A 19,681-nucleotide genomic window follows, 5' to 3' on the forward strand; every position below is an offset into this window, starting at 1 on the left:
TATCTTGATTCAATGATCTATCTTAGATACAATTAGCTTTTCTCTTTTTTTGTAGTTTCAGCACTGAAAAAATACTGTTGAGTTAAATATATTGTTTTTCTATTCGTGTACCTGCTTATATTTGAGTAAAAATATAACTATGCGTTGGAAAATACTTGCGACAATCTTCTCTATCTTTCTTGTTATTTTTCTTTATTTTTTCTTTTTAGGAAGTCAAGATTTTGATGATACAACGATTAAACAAAAGGAAGTAATCTTTACTTCACAAGGAGAAGAACTGTCTGCAACTTTATTTCTTCCTAAAAAAGAGTTTTTCAAAACTGCTCCTGTAGCTATATTTATTCATGGAGATGGACCACAAAACAAAACCTCTAACTCAGGCTACCTTCCTTTAATACATCATCTAGTTGACCAAGGTATTGCAGTGTTTACTTGGGATAAAAAAGGAGTTGATAAAAGTAAAGGAAATTGGTTAAATCAATCAATCACAGACAGAGCTGTAGAAGCTAAAGATGCGTTTGACTTTCTAGTAAACGATAAAGGGGTCTCTCCTAATAGAATTGGATATCTAGGTTTCTCTCAAGGAGGCTGGGTTATCCCAAAAGCAGCTATCCTTACTAAGCCTGCCTTCTCTGTTATCATCGGAGGAGCTGTTAATTGGATGGATCAAGGTTATTACTACACAACGAAACGCCTAAAAGAAGAAGGATACTCAGAACAAGAAATAAAACAGAAAGCAGATTCCATACAGCAAGCGGACTATAAACTATTCACTGATTTTAATGATTGTACAATTAAAGAATCAGAAATAGAAAAAGATAGATTCTTATTCATTGCTAGAAATTTCAAAGCAGATGCTTCTGTTGATTTACAAAATATGCAAGGTCCTCTATTAGCCTTATGGGGAAGTGATGACCTTAATGTACCTGCTGATAAAAATGCACAACTGTATCAACAATATACTTCTAAAAGAAAATCAGACACTACCACTATCAAGGTATATCCAAGAAGTACACATGGTCTACTCAATGCAAAGTTGTTCAACTATCAATTAGATGCGCAATGGCCTAAATGGAAAAAGTGGTTATTTGTCTTCCAAGGACGCAAAGCTTATAGTACAAATACTTTATTTGACATCTCTAACTTTATACTTATAGCCAATAAAAAAACTGAATAATAGCATATTATTACTCAGTTTCTCTTTTATTATTATCTATAATTCTTCAATAGAACCATTATTCTTCTAAATCCATAAAACCTAAAAAGTCAATATATTCTTGAGCTAAATAAAGTTTAAAACCTTCTGTACGTTCTACTTTCATTCTTTCAAAACTAGGCTGAGCTACTACATAGTAAAGAAAAGCCTCTAAACGCTCTTGAGGTATTTTAAAGTCCTCTAACAGTTCTTCTCTAGTATAATCCTCTAAAAACTGCTGTACTTTAATATCTAATTTCTCATATAGAATCGCTTGTTTATCTCTTTTCTTTTGCCCAGATAACATATTAACTAAAGCATCTAAACTAATTCCCATTCCATAGTTCGATGTTGAAGAAAAAACAGTATTGTTCTTTTTATAACGTTTCTCTGCCGCTGTAAGATTTTTATTAGGTACTCCTTCAAAAAAGTCATCACCAAAATCTTTGCGAACAATGATAATTTCATCTAAGGACTGCCCCTTCTTAGTCATTAGTACATTGAATCTACTCGCTTTCAAATCTTCTTTGCCAATAATATAATTAACAGAGGCTAACTTTTTATCAGAAAAACGAATAGTATCTCCAATAGCTGCATCCATGATAAAATAACCACGCCCATCAGCTTTAGTCACTTCTTTACTTCTTTTATTTTCAATAGTAACAGGCACTACGTTTCCATCATATAAACGTACACGACCATCTAATAATTTTGGTTCTTGTGCATACGTTCCTATTGATAAAAGTGTACCTAGGCTCATCAGCCAATATACTGGTTTCATAATTTATAATCTTTTGTGTAAATATAAATATTTGTTTTAAGTATTCTTGTACGCAATTTGTCTTTTTTACCTTTTAAAACATCGAATAATAAAACAAAGAGATCGAATAATCCGTTTTATACAACGAAATAATCAACACTATTCTTGTATTGCATTAATTTTATTAACAACATAATCTGGTGCAGCCATTGGTCTTCCCGTTTCCATATTCACAAACACTAAAACGGAATTACCTGTTGTCAATAAATCCCCTTTTTCGTTATATAGTTCATAATCAAATTCTATCTTCACCGAACTCAGTTTTTTAAAGATCGTACGTATGGTTAAATCGTCATCATAGAAAGCCGATTTCTTATAATTCATTGTCAAAGACACCACAGGTAGCATTACCCCTAGCTCCTCCATTTTTTTATACGATATACCTAAGTTCCTCAGCCACTCAACTCTCCCAATTTCAAAGTATTGTGCATAATTACCATGATATACAACGCCCATTTTATCTGTCTCCGCATAACGTACGCGAACCTTATAATCAAAATATTTCATAATCTTTCTAATAAACTTGTGAGTTATTTTTTTTCTTATACTTAACAAATTATTTTATACTTTGCAATGACAAAAAGGTTTTTTTATCCCAAAAATTGTTCACATATTTGCCACTGAAATAAGAGGTCATTTTCTCCCCTTGAAAATCCCTCAAAAGTAGTAACTGTTTTTATAATTCTAACCTAAAATGCACGATAATACAATTAAGACAGCAGAATCTGTATGGAATAATTGTCTTGAATTCATAAAGGATAACATCCAAGAACAAGCATTCAAGACATGGTTCATGCCTATTAAGGCTATTGAGCTTACAGAGAATGCTCTTTATATTCAGGTGCCTAGTAAGTTTTTTTACGAGTGGTTGGAAGAACACTATGTAAAAATCCTAAAAGTAGCCCTAACAAAACAGTTAGGAGCTGAAGCAAAGTTATTGTATAAGATTCAGATGGAAACTCCTTCTGGAAACAAACAACCTTATACAGAACAATTACCAAGTACACAAAGAGGTCCCGTAAAACCTCAAGAGTTAGATGTACCTATTCAAAACAAGAATCCAGAATTAAAAAACCCTTTTGTAATTCCTGGAATCAGAAACGTAAAAATCGAATCTCAGTTAAATTCAAACTATTCATTTGATAACTTCTTAGAAGGTGATTCAAATAGATTGGCACGTTCTGCCGGTATGGCTGTTGCGAATAAACCAGGTGGTACTTCTTTTAACCCACTTCTTATTTTTGGAGGAGTTGGACTAGGAAAGACTCACTTAGCACACGCTATCGGTGTTGAAATTAAAGATCTTTATCCAGAAAAAACTGTCTTGTACATTTCTGCAGAAGTCTTTACTCAACAGTATATCGACTCTGTACGTAAGAATACACGTAATGACTTTATCTACTTCTATCAATTAATAGATGTACTTATCGTCGATGATATTCAATTCTTATCAGGTAAATCAGGTACACAAGATGTGTTTTTCCATATCTTCAACCATTTACACCAAAATGGTAAACAAGTAATTCTTACTTCTGATAAAGCACCAGTAGATATTCAAGATATCGAACAACGTCTTTTATCTCGTTTTAAATGGGGATTATCTGCAGAGATATCACACCCAGATTTTGAAACAAGAGTAAAAATTGTTGAAGGAATATTATTCCGTGATGGAGTAGATATGCCAAAAGAAATAATCGAATATGTAGCTAAAAATGTAAATTCTAATATTAGAGAATTAGAAGGAGCTATCATTTCATTAATCGCTCAATCTTCATTTAATAAGCGTGAAGTAACAATTGACTTAGCAAGACAAGTTGTTGAGAAATTTGTGAAGAGTGTGAAGAGAGAAATCTCTATCGATTATATTCAAAAAATTGTTTCTGATTATTTCCAAATGGATACAGAAACATTACGTTCTAAGACGAGAAAAAGAAACATAGTTCAAGCTAGACAACTAGCGATGTTCTTTGCTAAAAAATACACTAAAGCTTCTTTAGCTTCTATTGGTTCACAAATAGGAGATAGAGATCACGCTACGGTATTACACGCTTGCAAAACTGTGGATAATTTATTAGAAACGGATAAGGAGTTTAAGAAATTCCACGATGATATAAATATTAAATTCAGTATGTAATGACAAAAGTATTGATGGTTTGTTTAGGCAATATTTGCCGTTCGCCTTTAGCAGAAGGAATATTACAATCAAAGCTTTCTAAAGAAAGTTTTTTTGTTGATTCAGCTGGTACTGGAGATTGGCATATAGGCAGCCAACCAGACAAACGATCAATAGCTGTTGCCAAAAAATACAATATTGATTTAACTACACAACGAGCAAGACAGTTTAAAGTAAGTGACTTTACTAATTTTGATCGCATCTATGTGATGGACAAATCTAATTACGAAAATGTAATTAAATTAGCACCTAGTCAAGAAGCTAAAAATAAAATAAAGTTAATTCTTAATGAAAACACACCAGGTCAAAACCTAGAAGTACCTGATCCTTATTTTGGAGGAGATGATGGTTTTGAACATGTTTTTCATCTTTTAGATGAAGTTTGTAATGTAATAGCCAAAGATTTAAAATCTTAGATATATGTAAGTAAAAGGAAGAAAGTCATTTTCTTCCTTTTCTTTTTTGTACTATACTTTATCTTTACCTTTGTACCCTATTTGAGAGAAATTTAACAAATGACAAATAATATACCTACAGGTACACTATACCTAATCCCTATCACTCTAGGAGACACTACAAATCCTATGGACGTTTTGCCACAAACTGTGAAACGTGCTATCGAAATGCTTGACATATTCATAGTTGAAAATGAAAAAACAGCAAGACGTTTTATTAAAAGTATTTGCCCTGAAAAGAAACAATCAGAGCTTATCCTATTTCCTTTGAATAAACACACTGAAGTAAGTGAATATAAAGAATATATCAAACCTTTATTAGAAGGAAAAAGCGTTGGTGTAATGAGTGAAGCAGGTTGTCCTGGTGTCGCTGACCCTGGAGCAGTTATCGTAGACCTAGCTCATAAAAGAAATATTAAAGTAACTCCTTTAGTGGGACCCTCTTCTATCCTATTATCCGTTATGGCTTCAGGAATGAACGGACAGAGCTTTGCCTTCAATGGATACCTACCGATAGATAAAAGTGATAAAAAGAGTGCTCTTAAAGCTTTAGAGAGAACTTCTCAAGAGAAAAACCAATCACAATTATTTATAGAAACTCCATATAGAAATAATCAACTGTTACAAGATATGGTACAGATATTAAATCCTAACACCCTTATCTGCGTAGCTTGCGATATCACATTAGAGACAGAGTTTATACAGACTAAACCAGCGTCTCAATGGAAAAACACAAAAGAAGACTTACATAAAAGACCTTGTATCTTTATCATTCACAAGAACTAAATAGAACAAAAAAAGCTGAAAGTATTTTAGATACTTTCAGCTTTTTTTTATAAATATAATAATTGGTAAACTTCTTATTTATCTTTCGGAACCAAAGAACCAAACCCCATTCTTCTCAGCATTTTCATCACGAAGTTCCAAAAAAAACGATGTTGTCCAAATATAGTACCCACACAAATCAAAATAACTTTATAAACAGGTAGAATTAGCACAATATACAGAACCCAATATATAAACGGGTTAGTTGTAGCTCTGTCTAACCCTATGCTAGTTAAAATAGGTTTCGATATATAAGCTGCTGTAGAACCTGTAATTGCAAAAACTAATAAGATTACACCCATTTGCCAATTTGATGTAATACCCCAACGTTGTTTTAATTTTTCCATTATTTAATTTAATTCTAAACAAAGGTAAGTCAATTTCCTTGATCTAAAAACATAAATATTACTAAATAAACGATTTACACCGTCTTGACTCCATCTCTACAATTCTAGTTTAGTAAGAGCTTCTATTACATATTCATGCATTACTTCGCGATAATCTAAATGAGTCACCATACGAAGCCATCCACCTCCCATATCACTTATAGATATATTCTTTTGTTTTAATTTATCTATAAATGTTCTGTTTTGAGCTATTTCTTGCAGTCTAAAAACGACGATATTAGTCTGAACAGGTAAAACCTCCTTAACCCATATTTTCTTGTTTAAAACCATCTCTATTTGCTTCGCTCTAAAATGATCTCTTTGCAAACGACCAACATTGTTTTTTAACGCGAATAAAGCAGCTGAAGTTAAATATCCTATCTGACGCATCCCTCCACCCATCAATTTACGCAGGCGAATAGCTTTTTTGATATCTTCTTTCGATCCTAACAACACAGATCCCACAGGCGCACCTAGTCCTTTAGAGAAACACACTGATATCGTATTAAATATAGCACCGAACTGACTTGGATGTTGTGATTTAGCTACCAATGCATTCCACAATCTCGCTCCATCTAAGTGCATCTTTAATCCTTTTTCATTACACACCTCTCGAATGCGCTCTATCTCACTTAGCTCATAACAAGCTCCACCGCCTAGATTAGTTGTATTTTCTATACATACTAATTTAGTTATTGGTAAGTGAATATTATTTGGGTCATTATAGTTTTCTAAGACTTGTTCTGCTGTAATACGTCCTCTATCTCCATCTATCAAAGCACAACTCACACCACTGTGTACTGCTATTCCTCCTCCTTCAAACATACTAATATGAGAACTTTTATCACAGATTAAATGATCTCCAGGTTGAGTATGCAATTTTATAGCGACTTGATTTGCCATTGTTCCTGAAGGAAAAAAAAGGGCTGCTTCCATCCCAAACAACTCAGCAACAGCAATTTCTAATTCATTAGTACTTCCATCTTGCTTGTAAACATCATCTCCTACCCTTGCTTTCATCATGTAATTCAACATTTCAGGTGTAGGCTTAGTGATTGTATCACTGATTAAATTAATTTCCATAAATTGATAGGAATAAGTATTTTTGTGCTATAAAAGTATTAAAAATTATGGTAACCACAGAACAACAGAAGGATATTATTGATCGCCTTGGTGCGTTAAGGAGGTATCTTTGACATCGATAAGAAGCTTATCGAAATAACAAACGAGGAAGAAAAAACTTTTGCTCCTGACTTTTGGAATAATCCTAAAGAAGCAGAAGTTATCGTTAAAGCGCTTAAATCCAAAAAGAAATGGGTCGAGGGCTATGAATCTGCTATGTCTAATTTAGAGGAATTAAAGATCCTATTAGAATTCTATGCAGAAGGTGAATACACAGAAGAAGAAGTAGTAGAACAGTATGAAAAAACTCTTCAGATCATAGAAGAACTAGAGTTTAAAAACATGCTTTCTGACGAAGGAGATAATATGAGTGCTGTACTACAGATTACGGCAGGTGCAGGAGGTACAGAGAGTTGCGATTGGGCAGCTATGCTGATGCGTATGTACATCATGTGGGGAGAGAAGAACGGCGTTAATGTAAAAGAGCTAAACTACCAAGAAGGGGAAGTTGCTGGTGTAAAAACAGTAACCTTAGAGTTCGATGGAGAGTTTGCGTTCGGATACTTAAAAGGCGAAAACGGAGTTCACCGTTTAGTGCGTATCTCACCATTTGACAGTAATGCTAAGCGTCATACCTCATTCGTATCTGTTTATGTTTATCCATTAGCAGATGATACTATCGAAATCGAAATTAGCCCATCAGATATCTCTTGGGAGACTATGCGATCTAGTGGTGCAGGTGGACAGAACGTTAATAAAGTAGAGACAGCAGTACGATTACGTCACCACCCTACTGGTATTATTATTGAGAACTCTGAAACGCGTTCTCAGTTAGACAACAAAACGAAAGCAATGCAACTTTTAAAGTCTCAATTATATGAAATTGAGCTTAAGAAGAAACAAGCAATGCGTGATGAAATAGAAGCAAATAAGAAGAAAATAGAATGGGGATCACAAATCCGTAACTACGTGATGCATCCTTATAAACTAGTTAAAGATGTCCGTACACAATTCGAAACTACTGATGTAGATTCTGTAATGAATGGAGAGATTGACAACTTCTTAAAAGCATATCTAATGATGATGGGACAAAAAGAAGAGGAATAAAAAAAGTGGTACATTGCTGTACCACTCTATATATCTTTTAAACTATACGCTTACATAAAGAATGTAATCAAATAATAAACTACCATCGCTATAATAGCTGATACAGGTATAGTCAATACCCAAGCCCATAATAGATTAATAGTCACTCCCCATCTAACAGCAGAGATACGTTTAGTAACTCCTACCCCGATGATAGAACCTGTGATCGTATGTGTAGTCGATACTGGAATACCTAAGTGCTCAGTCACATATAATGCAACAGCCCCTGCAGTCTCAGCAGCCACCCCTTCTAATGGAGTTACTTTCGTAATTTTAGATCCCATCGTTTTCACAATCTTCCACCCACCAGATAAAGTACCTAATCCAATGAATATAAATGATGCTAACGGAACCCACCACCAGTGCTCTACGAATACTTTAAATGTATCTACTCCATCCACTAGATAAGCTTCGTCCATATCTATATTAACATGATAAAAGATAACAGCTGCACCGATAATACCCATTACTTTCTGAGCGTCGTTACCACCATGTCCTAAAGAGAACATTGCAGAAGACACTAACTGAAGACGTTTAAACCATGTATCACATTTGTGAGAATTACCATTTCTACAGATCCACATAATACCTACTGTTATAAAATAGGCTAATATCATACCTAGAAACGGAGCTCCGAAGATAAATAAGAAAATTGGGATCACTTTAGAATACACAATAACATCCTCTCCTCCAGGCGCAAAACCACCTGCGTGAGCTACTGCTGCTCCAATAAACCCTCCAATTAAAGTATGTGAAGAAGAAGAAGGAATACCCAACTTCCAAGTCAATAAGTTCCAAATAATAGCAGCTACTAATCCAGCGAATATCACTTCTAAACTAATAAAGTTTTCATTCACTGACTTGGCTATCGTATTACCAATTTTAAACTCTCCAATAATATAAAGAGAGATAAAATAAGCAGCAAAGTTAAATGCTGCTGCCCATAATACAGCTTGGAATGGTGTCAACACCTTTGTAGTCACAATAGTCGCAATTGAGTTTGCTGCATCGTGAAAACCGTTAATATAATCAAACCCTAATGCTAATATGATGATGATGATCAGCATAATACCAGCTTGATTAGTAAACATTCCTAAGAAAAAATCCATAAATAATGTTTCTGATTAATTAAGCGTATTTTACTGTAATCGTCTCAAGTACATTAGCAACGTCTTTACAACTATCTGTTGCTGTTTCTAGAGCCATCATTACCTCCTTATATTTAATAATCTCAATAGCATTAGTTTCATTTTCGAAAATATCAGCTACTGCTTTATCAAATACTTTATCTGCTTTACGTTCTAGACGAGAGATATTTTTACTAATTTCTGCTAATGCTGTAAAGTTTTTATTGTCTTTTAAAATTAAAAGCCCCTTAGCTACTTCACTACAAGCTTCTAAATTAGCCTCAGTTAATTTGCGTAAAGGTTTTGTTACTTTATCAATTTGATACAGTCTCATACGAGATGCAGCATCAGATAAGTGATCCGCTATATCATCTACAGCTGTAATCAAGTTGTGAATATCCTCACGGTCAAAAGGCGTGATGAAGTTTTTTCCAAGTTCTACACGTGTAGTCTGAGCGATTGCTTCTATCTCTTGTTTTAATACTTCTACATTCTTTAATAACTGATCCCTTTCTTTAGCTGGAGCATTTACTGCTTCATTTAAAGTTTCTGAAATTTTCTTAATCTTACCTGCTGCCTTTTCAAATAATGGATAAAACACTTTATCCTTAGGCACTAAAAACTGAAAAATATTGTTTAATGACATCTTATAAATGATAATAATCGGGCGCAAAAGTAAACCTTTTAAGTTAGCTCAATGTTTCCTTAACGTTAATTTTTACGACTTTATTAATACTATTACTTTACGATAAAAACATAACTATTTGAATTACAAATATAAACCTATTTCCCTATATTAATTTAATGTTATGTAATAAAAATACACTTTCTACCTCATATTCTTATTTAGTGATGACAATTCCCCCTATTAATTACAATTTATCCCCTATCCACATCACTTTATCTGGATATTCGCCATTCTCAATACTTCATTTTAAAAGTCAATACTGCTATATCCAATATACCTAATCTTTATTTTACAGCTTTTTTTACAGCCCATATTCTATTATTATAACTCTATAGTAACTATAGACACCAACACTTTTTTAAATCACTAAATTCTACACATTCTCTAGCTATTCTTCTGAGTCCAAGTCTTCTTATTCTTCAACAACTTTCATTATAAATGCTAATAAAATGAACAAAAGGAAATATACGGGACTTTAAAAATCACATCTCCTCATTTTTGGATAGCCAAAATTCTAGTATATTTTGTATTTTAGCGAAAACGATCAAGGATTAGTACACTATTTACTCTCTAAATATAACTTGTACTAAACCACAGACAACAGTGAATCAACCCAACAAACTATGGATATAAACTTCAATAAAAACGAAGACCACAATAAGCTTTTGCTTTCTGATTTAAAAAGAAAACTAGTAAAAGTAAAACAAGGTGGTGGCGAAAAAAGAATAGCTAAACTACACGAGCAAGGCAAAATGACTGCTAGAGAACGTATCGACTATTTACTAGATGATAAGACCAACAGTATAGAGATCGGTGCCTTCGCAGGAGACAGGATGTATGAAGAGCATGGAGGATGTCCTTCTGGAGGTGTAGTGGTTAAAATAGGTTATGTAAAAGGAAAACAGTGTATCGTAGTAGCAAATGACGCTACTGTAAAAGCAGGTGCTTGGTTCCCGATTACAGGAAAAAAGAATCTAAGAGCCCAAGAAATAGCAATAGAGAATAAACTACCTATCATCTACCTAGTAGACAGTGCAGGTGTTTATCTACCTCTACAAGACGAAATCTTCCCTGATAAAGAACACTTCGGACGTATATTCAGAAATAATGCTGTCATGAGTAGTATGGGAATTACACAAATAGCAGCTGTTATGGGTAGCTGTGTAGCCGGTGGTGCTTACCTTCCTATTATGAGTGATGAAGCACTTATCGTAGACAAGACAGGAAGTATCTTCTTAGCAGGTAGCTATTTAGTAAAAGCAGCTATCGGAGAGAGCATTGACAACGAAACATTAGGAGGAGCAACTACACACTGCGAAATATCAGGTGTTACTGATTATAAAGCTAAAGATGACAAAGATGCTCTTGACACAATCAAAAATATCATTGATAAAATAGGAGACTTTGACAAAGCAGGATACAACCGTATCAAAGCTGTCAAACCTGCTTTAGCTCAAGAAGACATCTACGGTATCTTACCAAAGGCTCGTAATGAGCAGTATGATATGATGGAGATTATCAAACGTCTAGTAGATAACTCAGAATTCGAAGAGTACAAAGAAGGGTATGGACAATCGATCATCACTGGATATGCTCGTATCGATGGATGGGCTGTAGGTATCGTAGCGAACCAACGCAAAGTAGTAAAGACTAAAAAAGGCGAAATGCAATTCGGAGGAGTAATATACTCTGACTCTGCAGATAAAGCCACTCGTTTTATAGCAAACTGTAATCAAAAGAAAATACCACTAGTATTCTTACAAGATGTAACAGGGTTTATGGTAGGATCTAAATCTGAGCACGGAGGAATTATTAAAGATGGTGCTAAGATGGTTAATGCTGTATCTAACTCTGTAGTACCTAAATTCACTGTAGTAGTAGGAAACTCATATGGAGCAGGTAACTATGCGATGTGTGGTAAAGCATATGACCCTAGACTTATCTTTGCATGGCCTAGTGCTGAGCTTGCTGTAATGGGAGGTGCTCAGGCTGCTAAAGTATTATTACAAATAGAAGCTTCGTCTCTTAAAGCAAAAGGGGAAGAACTAACTAAAGAACAAGAAGAAGAATTATTCAATAAGATAAAAGCGAAATACGATAATCAAGTTTCGCCTTATTACGCAGCAGCTCGTCTATGGACAGATGCTATTATCGATCCGTTAGATACGCGTAAGTGGATCTCTATGGGTATCGAAGCTGCAAACCACGCTCCTATCGAAAAACCGTTTAACTTAGGAGTTATTCAAGTATAATAAAAACCAAAAAACGAGGAGCTAATCAGTTCCTCGTTTTCATTAAATATATTTTCTCTTAGATAAAACTATTGTAGCTACCTACTGCAGTATTACTAAATGAGCTTAAAGAATCATAATCTCTTTTATCTAGTTTTTTCCCCTCTCTCACCTTTCTCAATACTTTTCGTACATCACCTAATTTATTGCTAACTGAACTATAAAACGATTGATAAGATCTTAAACTACCTTCTTTCTCTAGTTCTTCTGTATACATATCTTTATGTTTTTCTAAATTGCTTTCTAACTCTGCATACAGTTTTTCAAGTTCCTCTTTTTTACCACCTTCATCACCATGAACATAAAAGTATTTACCAACTCCTGTACTAATTTTAAGTCTCCTTTTACAGTCATGATTGCATCTTTAATAGGTGAATCTGCTAAGATAATCTCTTCTGCGCGCTCTGTCACAACATCTATTTTTTCAGAGATTAAAGGACGTGTCTCCATACACTCATTATAGTACTTCTCTATATTATCTGCATACTCCTGTGCTTTAGCCCAATTATCATCTTTATAATCCTCATTTTTCAAATACTTAATATAAGTTAGTGCTTCACCTCTAAGTTTGTTATAACTATCTCTATAAGAAGCTACTTTTTCTTTGAAGAATTCTTGTTCCTCAACAGAAAGTACACTTGGAGGTTGGATGATTTTATCTTTATCATCTTTGTTTGCATTAAAATTATAATCAGCTAATGATACATCAAGTGGAATCTCATAAGACTTCACTTTTTTCTTGTCTGCAATCTTCAGTAATTTATCGAAGTTACTTTCGTTCGAACTAATCTTAGAATTCGCTTTATTCATATAATCGACTGCACTATTCGTATACTCGATAATCATATTAGCTTGTTCCATACTGCTGACATTCTCAGCACCTACTTCTTTGTTATCCTTACATCCCACTGCTAAGAATAAGCAAACACTTAATAGAGCAACAATCTTTTTCATATATAATATTTTAAATTTTAACCAAAATTAATAATTTATATTCATTATTAACTTAATTAAACAAATAAAAAAAGACATAATACAATTATGTCTTCTTTCTTAATCTAAAATATTCTATGCTACCTAATTCACATACATAATGTATAGCAGTGAAGTCACAGAGATAAATATCCACAGTCCTACTCCTTCTAATAGAGGTTTAAAACCAACAGATTTCACGGTGCGATAAGATAACGATGTACCGATTAAGAATAAGGTCAAGGTCAATGCTGCTTTAGAAGCTTCTACAATATATGGTCCTATACTCTGCACTGCTGGGATATAAGAGTTCGCTAACATTGCTAGTACGAATAACCCGATAAAGTAAGGCAACTTCACTTTACCTCCTTTATTTTTAAAGAATACCATAGATAAGAACGCTACAGGGATCACCCATAATGCACGAGCTAGTTTCACAGTAGTCGCTACTTCTAGAGCTTGGTCACCATACTTAGCCGCAGCTCCTACTACCGAACTCGTATCGTGTATCGCAATAGCAGACCATAGCCCAAAATCTACTTGACTTAGTCCTAAGGCATGTCCTATAGGAGGAAATATAATTAAAGCTACAGAGTTTAAGATAAACACGATTCCTAAAGCTACTGATATTTGTTTCTCATCTGCTTTAATAACAGGAGAAACCGCAGCGATAGCACTACCTCCACAGATCGCAGTACCTGAAGAAACCAAATACGATATTTTTTTGTCTATTTTCAACACTTTCCCTAATAAGAATCCTAGTGCTAAAGTTAAAAAGATAGAGAAGATAGTAAGTATAAAACCATCCTTACCTGCAGATATTGCACTATACACATTCATACCAAAACCAAGCCCTATCACAGCTACTTTTAACAATAGCCCTGTTGCCTTCTTAGTCTGTTTTGCATACGGGTTCTCGAATAACTGTGCATATACTATCCCTATCACAAGTGCTACTGCGGATGAAATAAATGGAAATAAACTAAGCAAAGCGAGTCCTACTAGAAGCACTTTACCTATTGTCTCACGAGTGTTATTTTCTGTTGTCATTTGTATCATTATTTACAGATACAAATTTCCTTTATACACTAAGGAAAAGAAAATACATAATTGTTATAACCTATAACTTTAAGTTATGATTCTGCACAAAGCGAATGAACAGTTCTACCAAAGCACTTTCTTGTCCTTGACGCTGTATTAAAGAGAAAGTTCTACTGATATCTAATCCCTCTATATCTACAATGCTCAACTCGTTATACCTCAACTCTTTTAGAATAGCATGTACAGATAAGAATGCAACACTATCTGAGTGCATTAAATACATCTTAATACTCTCTGTACTAGAGAAGTTCATCTCATTAGTCAAATCACTTAAAGTTATACCGATCTCTTTAAGTGTAGTATCCACGACATCTAGTGTTCCAGATCCCGTTTCTCTTAATAAAAAAGACAATTCCTTTAGCTCTTGAGGTTTAATACTTCCTCTTTTAGCTAATTCATTATTACTACTACACACCAAGACGATTTCGTCTTTTATAAAGTCAATATACTTTATCTGAGGATTTTTAGAATACCCTTCTACTAGACCTACATCTATTGTTTTGTTCAGCAGAAGATTCTCGATGGCATTTGTATTATCAGATACTACGTCTAGATGCAGATCGTTTACCTTCTTTCTAAACTCTGCTAACAGAGGAGGTAATACATACTGTGATATAGTAGTGCTCGCTCCTACTCTTAGGCTTCCGTCCATCTTAGCATTCAGTGCGTGTATATCGAACTCAAGATTGCGATAGATAGAGAATATCTCTTCTGCATACGTATAGAGTAGTTCACCTGCTTCTGTCAAGTGTATCTTCATCCCGTCACGTACAAAAAGTTTAGTCTGATAGTTAGCCTCTATCTCTTGGATATGCTTCGTCACAGCAGGCTGAGAAATCAACAATTCCTTAGAAGCCTTCGTGAAGCTCCCTCTCTTCGCTACTGTATAAAACACCTTTAATCTAAAGTCAAACATATAAAACCTTTTTTATCATAGAAGTAATCCTCTCTCAACATCTCCTCCTACCCAGAACAACAAAATTAATGAAATAATATGGGGATTTTATACTATTTACACAGAGATAAAATCGGACTTATACCTATATTTGACTGTCTTTTTTAGACAAAGTCAATCCATAAAACTAAAAAACAAACTCAATGAAACGAATAGGCATACTAGGTGGTACAGCATACCCTTCTACAGCGTTATACTACACGCTATTAAACAAAATGGCTAATGAAAAGTGGGGTGGATATCACTCATGCCCTATCCTCTTATACAGCATAGATTATCACAATATCAAAACTAGATACGCTAATCAATGGGATGAAGTACCTAACATCTTAAAACACGAAATCGAAGTTCTACTATCACTACAACCAGATTGTTTCTTGATAGCAAATAACACCTTACACAAAGCCTATGATGAGATCAAACAGGAAATACTAACTAATATTCCAATCTCACACAGTATAGAACTGACCAAAAATCATATTCTAACGCATAATATGAAGAAGGTACTTCTGCTAGGTACTCCCTTCACGATGGAAGATGATTATTTTAAATCGCCTTTACAGCAAGCAGGGATAGAAGTCATCATTCCTAACGCTGAAGAAATAGCCCAAATAGGTCAATTCCAATCTATACTCGCTACAGGAACCATCACAGAAGAGATGCGTTCATTCTTTATGACATTAATAGAAGATTATTCCTCTGTAGAAGGAGTGATTCTAGGTTGTACAGAATTGCCTTTAGTATTTAATTCACTTGATATTAAGTTACCTATTATAGACACCATGGTATTACAGTGTGAAGACGCTTTTAGTAAAATATCATAATCCGTAATCGTACAGATAATATTTCTTCGTTAGACAAATCTTTAACTAAGCAGTAAGCAGGACTTATCACCTTTATGGATGAGCATATTGAGTTCTGTTTTACTGCTTATTTTCTATAAATAGAATACCTCTTCTAATCCCCATCGGAGATAATTTCTTAAATATTATCTACTCATCCCTAATTATAATGACTCTTTTTCATAGACATATTCACTCGTATGTACTATACCCTTCTTTATTTTAGCATGTACATTATTAGAAGGAGAATACATGGAGAATAGAAGAAGCATTGTTCGACAAACATCTTCTTTGCTCCACTATTTACGAGGTATTGTCCATGAATTGTCGAGGGATTCTAGTCAAATGCCCTATTTTACTGGGGTTAAGGCAATATCTAAATTGGTTAAAAAAAAGTCAAAAACAAACAATAAGTTAAATATCAACATATTACAATAAAACCTATTTAAAAAAAGTATCTCTATTTTTTTTAAATAATCCCCTACATAGACTTATATCCTCCTGATTTAGAAAAAAAACAGATTTTAAAAGTTTATTTTCCTTGATTTAAAGACAAAAAAGACGTAAAAACAAAAAAAAAGGATTCCTTTATTTCTTTATAAACAAAGAATACGAATCATCACCTCGATGAAAAAAAGACTTCATCTTACTCTTCAAAAAATTATACAACAACTACTTAAAATCGTATAACAGCGATAATGGCACACTATCCTACATTTGTAATATAAATTATTAAACAAAAAAGAAATGGCAACAGTATATCAAATTAAAGGAATGGGATGCAGTAGTTGTGTCGGAAAGATTCAAGAGGAACTAAAAAAGCACCCTAATATAGAAGCTACAGTCACTCTTGATACACATAGTATAGAGGTTAAAACTCCTGAAGTGACAAAAGAAGAAGTACAAAAGATATTAACTTCTGCTGGAAAGTATGAGATACTTTAATAAATAACGAAGGGCTATCAATAATGATAGCCCTTATTTTCTTTTATAATTTAATGTTTTACTCATTAAAAAAACAAAACACACTGATAACAAACGATATACAAATTAATTATTGTATACTTGTGTACACATTAATGTACACTAATTAAATCTACAAAAACATGTCAGTATTACATATCACAGCGAGAGACTTTAGAGAAAAACAGAAAGATTACTTTGATTTAGCAGATAAAGGAGAAAAAGTAATTATTAAAAGAGGAAGTAATAAAGCTTACATACTTACTCCTATTTCTATTGACGATTTACAGGTAACACCTGAAATGGATTTAATGATAAAAGAATCTTTAGAAGAAATAAAAAAAGGGAATGCTACAAAAATTGTAGGAGTAGAAGCTTTAAAAAATTATCTTGATTCTCTATAAGTCAATTAGTACTTCATACTCCTTCAATTATCATTTATTGCTATAAAAAGAACTGCATAGCATACATTATCTCTACCTCGCTTTATTACATCCAATGCTCCGTGATTTTCACGACTTCATTATTATTATATACTATTTGGTAGTGAGTATACTCTTCTCCTTCTAATCGATTAATTCTCTCTTTTATCTTATCCATGCGTTGTATTAATTGTGGGATAAAATAAGCTACACTGCCCGATGGTATATCAGCCATACGCATATAATACTTAAGCATAATGATAGAAGCTTCTATCGGCATACAGTGATATTCTTCATAAGGAGTATAATCCATATCTATCAGATTATGACGCTTAAAGAATCGATTAAACATTTCTGTATTTAAAGTGATATAACGCGTATAGTAATCTATCAACTGTGGATGCTCACGCATAGCTTCTTCTATATCGACATTATCGTATAAGTGATACTTCCACAGTATCGTCCCATCTGTATACATCGACTGAGGAAGTGCTAAGAGTTTCTCTAGAATTTCTAATTGCATTGGGATTTTATAACCTATCGGCTTATTCTGTGTAGCATATTCCTTTAATTCTAAAAAGTACTCATGCTCTTGGATAGTGCTTAATAAAGGATGGTCAAAGAACTCCATCACATCAAATGCCCCATACATAATGGCTTTTCTCAGAGTATCTAATGCATGTTCTTGTTTTCCTTCTATACAATACATCAGGGTCACATATTTATAACTATCTGCTTCTATCCACAAATAAGGTTCTACTAGACTGTAGATCTTCCAAAACGGAATTAATTCTTCCTTGTCCTTCTTATCCTCATATTTCTGAACAATCAATTTAGCATAATCACGCAATTCCTTTATTTGATAAAATACCCATGGAGTCTTACACTTTTTAGCAAACTCCTTATAATATGTAGCACTTGGTTTCTCTAGGCAGATACGTTCATCTTCTTCCATTCGCCAGTATTTATTGCCATACTTATCTTGAAATAGTTGTAACAACTGATCAATAGACAATCCTGCTGAACGAATAACTTGACCTTTATTCTCTTCTATCAAATACACAAACAGCCCTTCTTTATCCTCTCCTACAAAACCAGTATAATAATAAGCCAGACCTTCTAACCGCTTTAAAAAACGAAAACTCTGAGCATCCACTTCTAGCTTATATTGACTATAATACACTGCTGTATCTGTGATCAAAAAGTCAGTCTGATAGGGATAACTCTCCACTCTGTAAGTCGAAAAAGAAGATTTAGAAACTACATTGCCCCAATAGTACAGATTAATACTATCTTCTGCTAGGTAGTCTTCTTTTAACTTAAAAGTAGTTGCATCACTGTCCTCTATCCATACGCCCTTCTCATCCAATACGCCTTCTTCAGATAAATAATAGACCGTCTCATACTTCGCTACTCTTTTAAACTTCTTAGGATTGGTCTTGATACACTTATCGTGAAATAATACGTGTTCTGCATCTGCTGCTCCATATACTGTAGGTTTAAAAGTAGCTAAATCAATCTGAGGGTACACTATCCCTCCCTCTTTACAACTAAACACCACCTTGCCATTATAATAATAATTGCCGAAAAGATGAATAGGTCGCAGAGGGGTAGCCTCTTTAGCGAAGGTAGTTAGGTTGGCTAACCTATATTTCTCTTGTAGTGCACTGACTTTCTTCACTACATTGCTATCCACTATTTTAGAGTTGAATAATTTCTCTACAAAAGGTTGGTCAAACTGCTCTGAACAAGTCAGTGCAATAGACTGTACTGTAGTTAATTCTTCTTTAGTTATTTGCTTAATATTCCAAACATTTTCTTCTAAAACTTCATAAGTATCTACCTCAGTCCAATTAAACGCATCTAAGGTCAAAGCAATAAAACTGTGGTCTAAAGCTAATGAGGCTACCTCTTTGATACTTTGATAAAAGCTACCTGTTAATGTTTCTCTGTTGCCGTGGTTATAGAATGCTAAACACAGTAATTCTTCTTTCTTTTTGTTGTATTGATAAAAATATTGGTCTTGATAATTATAGTGGACGCAGTCATACATTTCTTCACTAATCACTGTGATAGCTTTAGTCTTAAAGAATGCTTTATAATTAGTATCTATTATTTTTATTTTAGATAGAAGTCCTACTGGTTGAGCCATAGTGCGAATATTTAGAAGTTGTAAATATACTTATCTCCATTAACGC

The 19,681-nt window shown here is 33.8% G+C and carries 20 protein-coding genes; 9 read left to right on the top strand and 11 right to left on the bottom strand.

Annotation, left to right across the window (positions count from 1 at the left end; translation table 11 throughout):
* The first annotated feature begins 139 nt into the window (after positions 1 to 139).
* Positions 140 to 1,177, top strand: coding sequence for an alpha/beta hydrolase family protein (locus tag MPR_RS12955; protein WP_041893214.1), 1,038 nt, complete (start codon positions 140 to 142; stop codon positions 1,175 to 1,177).
* Between the two features lie 58 nt (positions 1,178 to 1,235).
* On the opposite strand, the gene MPR_RS12960 is transcribed toward MPR_RS12955, so the two are convergent.
* Together MPR_RS12960 and MPR_RS12965 are read right to left on the bottom strand one after the other, a co-directional pair.
* The gene (locus tag MPR_RS12960; protein WP_041893216.1) at positions 1,236 to 1,976 is read right to left on the bottom strand and encodes a hypothetical protein; all 741 of its coding nucleotides are present in this window, start codon (positions 1,974 to 1,976) and stop codon (positions 1,236 to 1,238) included.
* 138 nt (positions 1,977 to 2,114) lie between these two features.
* Positions 2,115 to 2,522, bottom strand: a complete 408-nt coding sequence (locus MPR_RS12965) for an acyl-CoA thioesterase (protein WP_041895503.1) — start codon at positions 2,520 to 2,522, stop codon at positions 2,115 to 2,117.
* Positions 2,523 to 2,709: 187 nt separating this feature from the next.
* Here MPR_RS12965 and dnaA point away from each other — a divergent pair, with 187 nt between their 5' ends.
* From dnaA to MPR_RS12980, 3 genes are all read left to right on the top strand, one after another.
* The gene (dnaA, locus tag MPR_RS12970; protein ID WP_006258586.1) at positions 2,710 to 4,149 is read left to right on the top strand and encodes a chromosomal replication initiator protein DnaA; all 1,440 of its coding nucleotides are present in this window, start codon (positions 2,710 to 2,712) and stop codon (positions 4,147 to 4,149) included.
* Positions 4,149 to 4,604 (top strand): low molecular weight protein-tyrosine-phosphatase, encoded by a 456-nt coding sequence (locus MPR_RS12975; protein ID WP_041893217.1) that lies wholly within the window; start codon positions 4,149 to 4,151, stop codon positions 4,602 to 4,604. The genes dnaA and MPR_RS12975 overlap by 1 nt, the downstream gene beginning before the upstream one ends.
* 99 nt (positions 4,605 to 4,703) lie before the next feature.
* Positions 4,704 to 5,429: an SAM-dependent methyltransferase gene (locus tag MPR_RS12980; protein WP_025125701.1), complete on the top strand. Its 726-nt coding sequence runs from the start codon at positions 4,704 to 4,706 to the stop codon at positions 5,427 to 5,429.
* A gap of 74 nt (positions 5,430 to 5,503) precedes the next feature.
* On the opposite strand, the gene MPR_RS12985 is transcribed toward MPR_RS12980, so the two are convergent.
* Both MPR_RS12985 and MPR_RS12990 read right to left on the bottom strand, forming a co-directional pair.
* Positions 5,504 to 5,815 carry a DUF6787 family protein gene (locus tag MPR_RS12985; RefSeq protein ID WP_006258589.1) on the bottom strand — a complete coding sequence of 104 codons (312 nt, stop codon included), beginning with the start codon at positions 5,813 to 5,815 and terminating at the stop codon, positions 5,504 to 5,506.
* A 96-nt stretch (positions 5,816 to 5,911) separates the two neighbouring features.
* Positions 5,912 to 6,937, bottom strand: a complete 1,026-nt coding sequence (locus MPR_RS12990) for a threonine aldolase family protein (protein WP_041893218.1) — start codon at positions 6,935 to 6,937, stop codon at positions 5,912 to 5,914.
* A 47-nt stretch (positions 6,938 to 6,984) separates the two neighbouring features.
* Between MPR_RS12990 and prfB the strand changes: the two genes are divergently transcribed.
* Positions 6,985 to 8,083 (top strand): peptide chain release factor 2 gene (prfB, locus tag MPR_RS12995; RefSeq protein WP_115660748.1). Its coding sequence is split into 2 segments (ribosomal slippage): positions 6,985 to 7,047 and positions 7,049 to 8,083, totalling 1,098 coding nucleotides; the frame shifts between segments, so codons are not numbered across the junction.
* A gap of 50 nt (positions 8,084 to 8,133) precedes the next feature.
* Here prfB and MPR_RS13000 read toward each other — a convergent pair.
* Complete coding sequence (locus tag MPR_RS13000) at positions 8,134 to 9,231, bottom strand: inorganic phosphate transporter (RefSeq protein ID WP_041893220.1); 1,098 nt, start codon at positions 9,229 to 9,231, stop codon at positions 8,134 to 8,136.
* A 19-nt stretch (positions 9,232 to 9,250) separates the two neighbouring features.
* Positions 9,251 to 9,895, bottom strand: coding sequence for a DUF47 domain-containing protein (locus MPR_RS13005; protein ID WP_036473948.1), 645 nt, complete (start codon positions 9,893 to 9,895; stop codon positions 9,251 to 9,253).
* A 665-nt stretch (positions 9,896 to 10,560) separates the two neighbouring features.
* Here MPR_RS13005 and MPR_RS13010 point away from each other — a divergent pair.
* Complete coding sequence (locus MPR_RS13010; RefSeq protein ID WP_041893221.1) at positions 10,561 to 12,189, top strand: acyl-CoA carboxylase subunit beta; 1,629 nt, start codon at positions 10,561 to 10,563, stop codon at positions 12,187 to 12,189.
* 58 nt (positions 12,190 to 12,247) lie between these two features.
* Here the strand turns inward: MPR_RS13010 and MPR_RS13015 are convergent, their stop codons facing one another.
* From MPR_RS13015 to MPR_RS13030, 4 genes are all read right to left on the bottom strand, one after another.
* Positions 12,248 to 12,445 carry a hypothetical protein gene (locus MPR_RS13015; protein ID WP_041893223.1) on the bottom strand — a complete coding sequence of 66 codons (198 nt, stop codon included), beginning with the start codon at positions 12,443 to 12,445 and terminating at the stop codon, positions 12,248 to 12,250.
* Positions 12,446 to 12,471: 26 nt separating this feature from the next.
* The gene (locus tag MPR_RS13020) at positions 12,472 to 13,182 is read right to left on the bottom strand and encodes a hypothetical protein (RefSeq protein ID WP_041893224.1); all 711 of its coding nucleotides are present in this window, start codon (positions 13,180 to 13,182) and stop codon (positions 12,472 to 12,474) included.
* A gap of 123 nt (positions 13,183 to 13,305) precedes the next feature.
* Positions 13,306 to 14,250, bottom strand: a complete 945-nt coding sequence (locus tag MPR_RS13025) for a YeiH family protein (RefSeq protein ID WP_006265845.1) — start codon at positions 14,248 to 14,250, stop codon at positions 13,306 to 13,308.
* A gap of 70 nt (positions 14,251 to 14,320) precedes the next feature.
* Positions 14,321 to 15,217, bottom strand: a complete 897-nt coding sequence (locus tag MPR_RS13030; RefSeq protein WP_006264258.1) for a LysR family transcriptional regulator — start codon at positions 15,215 to 15,217, stop codon at positions 14,321 to 14,323.
* A gap of 182 nt (positions 15,218 to 15,399) precedes the next feature.
* Here MPR_RS13030 and MPR_RS13035 point away from each other — a divergent pair, with 182 nt between their 5' ends.
* From MPR_RS13035 to MPR_RS13045, 3 genes are all read left to right on the top strand, one after another.
* Positions 15,400 to 16,080: an aspartate/glutamate racemase family protein gene (locus MPR_RS13035; RefSeq protein ID WP_041893225.1), complete on the top strand. Its 681-nt coding sequence runs from the start codon at positions 15,400 to 15,402 to the stop codon at positions 16,078 to 16,080.
* 765 nt (positions 16,081 to 16,845) lie between these two features.
* Positions 16,846 to 17,043 carry a heavy-metal-associated domain-containing protein gene (locus MPR_RS13040; protein ID WP_006264260.1) on the top strand — a complete coding sequence of 66 codons (198 nt, stop codon included), beginning with the start codon at positions 16,846 to 16,848 and terminating at the stop codon, positions 17,041 to 17,043.
* Between the two features lie 161 nt (positions 17,044 to 17,204).
* Positions 17,205 to 17,465 carry a hypothetical protein gene (locus tag MPR_RS13045; protein ID WP_052472746.1) on the top strand — a complete coding sequence of 87 codons (261 nt, stop codon included), beginning with the start codon at positions 17,205 to 17,207 and terminating at the stop codon, positions 17,463 to 17,465.
* An 85-nt stretch (positions 17,466 to 17,550) separates the two neighbouring features.
* Here MPR_RS13045 and MPR_RS13050 read toward each other — a convergent pair whose 3' ends face one another.
* Positions 17,551 to 19,635, bottom strand: coding sequence for a hypothetical protein (locus MPR_RS13050; RefSeq protein WP_041893226.1), 2,085 nt, complete (start codon positions 19,633 to 19,635; stop codon positions 17,551 to 17,553).
* Between the last annotated feature and the right edge of the window lie 46 nt (positions 19,636 to 19,681).

Origin of the sequence: Myroides profundi (assembly GCF_000833025.1) — a bacterium.
GTDB lineage: Bacteria > Bacteroidota > Bacteroidia > Flavobacteriales > Flavobacteriaceae > Flavobacterium > Flavobacterium profundi_A.

What these genes read in the sequence shown, in the direction of transcription:
- MPR_RS12955 (WP_041893214.1), top strand. Translation starts at nt 140, where the DNA reads ATGCGTTGGAAAATACTTGCGACAATCTTCTCTATCTTTCTTGTTATT.
- MPR_RS12960 (WP_041893216.1), bottom strand. Translation starts at nt 1,976, where the DNA reads ATGAAACCAGTATATTGGCTGATGAGCCTAGGTACACTTTTATCAATA.
- MPR_RS12965 (WP_041895503.1), bottom strand. Translation starts at nt 2,522, where the DNA reads ATGAAATATTTTGATTATAAGGTTCGCGTACGTTATGCGGAGACAGAT.
- dnaA (WP_006258586.1), top strand. Translation starts at nt 2,710, where the DNA reads ATGCACGATAATACAATTAAGACAGCAGAATCTGTATGGAATAATTGT.
- MPR_RS12975 (WP_041893217.1), top strand. Translation starts at nt 4,149, where the DNA reads ATGACAAAAGTATTGATGGTTTGTTTAGGCAATATTTGCCGTTCGCCT.
- MPR_RS12980 (WP_025125701.1), top strand. Translation starts at nt 4,704, where the DNA reads ATGACAAATAATATACCTACAGGTACACTATACCTAATCCCTATCACT.
- MPR_RS12985 (WP_006258589.1), bottom strand. Translation starts at nt 5,815, where the DNA reads ATGGAAAAATTAAAACAACGTTGGGGTATTACATCAAATTGGCAAATG.
- MPR_RS12990 (WP_041893218.1), bottom strand. Translation starts at nt 6,937, where the DNA reads ATGGAAATTAATTTAATCAGTGATACAATCACTAAGCCTACACCTGAA.
- MPR_RS13000 (WP_041893220.1), bottom strand. Translation starts at nt 9,231, where the DNA reads ATGGATTTTTTCTTAGGAATGTTTACTAATCAAGCTGGTATTATGCTG.
- MPR_RS13005 (WP_036473948.1), bottom strand. Translation starts at nt 9,895, where the DNA reads ATGTCATTAAACAATATTTTTCAGTTTTTAGTGCCTAAGGATAAAGTG.
- MPR_RS13010 (WP_041893221.1), top strand. Translation starts at nt 10,561, where the DNA reads ATGGATATAAACTTCAATAAAAACGAAGACCACAATAAGCTTTTGCTT.
- MPR_RS13015 (WP_041893223.1), bottom strand. Translation starts at nt 12,445, where the DNA reads ATGTATACAGAAGAACTAGAGAAAGAAGGTAGTTTAAGATCTTATCAA.
- MPR_RS13020 (WP_041893224.1), bottom strand. Translation starts at nt 13,182, where the DNA reads ATGAAAAAGATTGTTGCTCTATTAAGTGTTTGCTTATTCTTAGCAGTG.
- MPR_RS13025 (WP_006265845.1), bottom strand. Translation starts at nt 14,250, where the DNA reads ATGACAACAGAAAATAACACTCGTGAGACAATAGGTAAAGTGCTTCTA.
- MPR_RS13030 (WP_006264258.1), bottom strand. Translation starts at nt 15,217, where the DNA reads ATGTTTGACTTTAGATTAAAGGTGTTTTATACAGTAGCGAAGAGAGGG.
- MPR_RS13035 (WP_041893225.1), top strand. Translation starts at nt 15,400, where the DNA reads ATGAAACGAATAGGCATACTAGGTGGTACAGCATACCCTTCTACAGCG.
- MPR_RS13040 (WP_006264260.1), top strand. Translation starts at nt 16,846, where the DNA reads ATGGCAACAGTATATCAAATTAAAGGAATGGGATGCAGTAGTTGTGTC.
- MPR_RS13045 (WP_052472746.1), top strand. Translation starts at nt 17,205, where the DNA reads ATGTCAGTATTACATATCACAGCGAGAGACTTTAGAGAAAAACAGAAA.
- MPR_RS13050 (WP_041893226.1), bottom strand. Translation starts at nt 19,635, where the DNA reads ATGGCTCAACCAGTAGGACTTCTATCTAAAATAAAAATAATAGATACT.